Genomic DNA, 1,858 nt, shown 5'->3' on the forward strand with positions numbered 1-1,858 from the left:
GTAATTGTAACAATTGCTTTTGAGGAAACATCCGTGACATATGTTTTTGTTATCTGATCAATTTTACTGAAAAGTTGTGTGAACACTGTAAAATTCATGGAATTCCTCTTTAACGAATTTTCAATTTTTTATCACCTTGAAACATAGATATATGCTAAACGCTTCATTTGCATTTATACATTACCTAAGTGTTTTCACCACGATATCTTGGCTTTGATAAAATATTTGTGCCTCTCTTGATTGTTCAGATAGTACTGAACCTTCTACAGTGGCTTTTGTTTTCATGAAAAAAAGTCAATGTTGTAAAGAGTTTTATTAGTTCAATCTTATTGGGGGGATTCTTTTGTTGGCAGAGTTTATAATTTTTTTATACAATAGACGTTTTTGTATATCGATAAGAGTCTTTTCATTGTTGCTTAAATTTCTGACCATTTGTAACTTTGTGTATTCATTTTGGAGCATGGATGACATGCTCTTGATGCGTGTTTGCAACTCGAAAACTTCTCTCAAATTTGTTGTTTTATCTATACCATTTAAGAAATCAGCAATTTGTGTAAAGCGCTTCTCTGCGTCTTGGAAAGCCTGCAAACTTACGGCTTTCTCGACAATTCCATTATAGTTAAGACGTGTATTAATTATATCGTATATCTTCTTCTGCGGCAATGACGAGAAGATGGCCCTGTAATCTTCGCCGTTAACCGCAGTCATAAGGACTTCGATATAACTATACATTTTGAATAGGCTAGAACCCATGTTCTTGTAGTTTTTGTGGGGGGATGGGTAGGGCGGATCTTGTAAAAAATAGCGAATGCTTTTTGTTGTTAAGGTGTGTATTGTGTGTTCTAAGTCTTTTGTTTCACTTTCACTTTCACTTTCTGTTATAGGCTGGTGGATTTTTTTCGCGTTTCCTGTTATAGATTGATGGATTTTTTTCGCGTTTTCGATCTGGCTTTCGTTTGTTGTAATTTGTTGTTTTAATAACTCAATAATTTTCAGATATTCTTCTTTTGAAAAAGGCAAAAGAGTTTGGGCAGTTGAATCCTTATTATCAGAACCCCAACTAAAATTAGATGTTAGAGTTAAATTTATCATCCCCAAAAGGGTAATCATTCCTGTTATAATAAATCGCTTTTTCATCTGTCTTCTCGCTTGATTTCGGCAGGGATTGTTTTATTAATAGGCACGCGGTTCCTATCATTGGGCTGTTTTAGCTTTGGTGCTAATGCACAAGCCGATAAAAGGTTTGCAATCAAAATTATAAGAATGATCGACTTCATTTTAATATGACTCTTTATTACTGTTATACACATTCTGATATTTATTGTCATTATTATTATTTTGACACGTAAAGTAAAGTACGCTGTGTGTAATTATTTTACTTTTTTATTCCATTTTAATTCATGAAAATAGCTCAATTTCAGTGCAAATATTTTTTACTTTAGGATTGGATATCTTGGTTGATAAAGTCCTGTGGTAAGAGCTATTGAAGTAATAATACTTATTCGCAGGAAACGGTTTACGAATCCGAAGAGAGGCATATCTATAGCGCCACGAATGATGAGCCATCCGTAGATGATGAAAGCGATTGTGAGACCGATTGATACAAAGGGCGTAATTGTAGCTATTGTTTTTGAGGAAATATCCGTGACATATGTTTTTGTTATCTGATCAATTTTACTGAAAAGTTGCGTGAACACTGTAAAATTCACGGAATTCCTCTTTAACGAATTTTCAACTTTTTATCACCTTGAAACATAGATATATGCTAAACGCTTCATTTGCATTTATACATTACCTAAGTGTTTTCACCGTATGCTAGGCATCTCTTTTTTTTCATGGTTAAAAAATTTCATATCAA

General features: G+C 33.3%; 2 protein-coding genes and 2 pseudogenes. All 4 read right to left on the reverse strand.

All coding sequences use genetic code 11. The features are described 5' to 3' along the window. Nucleotides 1-98, reverse strand: a pseudogene (locus tag ACFINR_RS09255) (trwi protein); the annotation flags it as partial. Nucleotides 99-315: 217 nt separating this feature from the next. Further along, entirely contained in the window at nt 316-1,137 is an 822-nt protein-coding gene (locus ACFINR_RS09260; protein WP_375654224.1) for a type IV secretion system protein, read from the reverse strand. Next, entirely contained in the window at nt 1,134-1,277 is a 144-nt protein-coding gene (locus tag ACFINR_RS09265; RefSeq protein ID WP_375654225.1) for a TrwH protein, read from the reverse strand. Before ACFINR_RS09265 ends, ACFINR_RS09260 begins: the two co-directional genes overlap by 4 nt. Before the next feature lie 180 nt (nt 1,278-1,457). After that, nucleotides 1,458-1,709: pseudogene (locus tag ACFINR_RS09270) on the reverse strand (type IV secretion system protein); the annotation flags it as partial. Nucleotides 1,710-1,858 lie beyond the last annotated feature (149 nt).

Source organism: Bartonella sp. AP19HLJMH (genome assembly GCF_042196245.1).
GTDB lineage: Bacteria > Pseudomonadota > Alphaproteobacteria > Rhizobiales > Rhizobiaceae > Bartonella.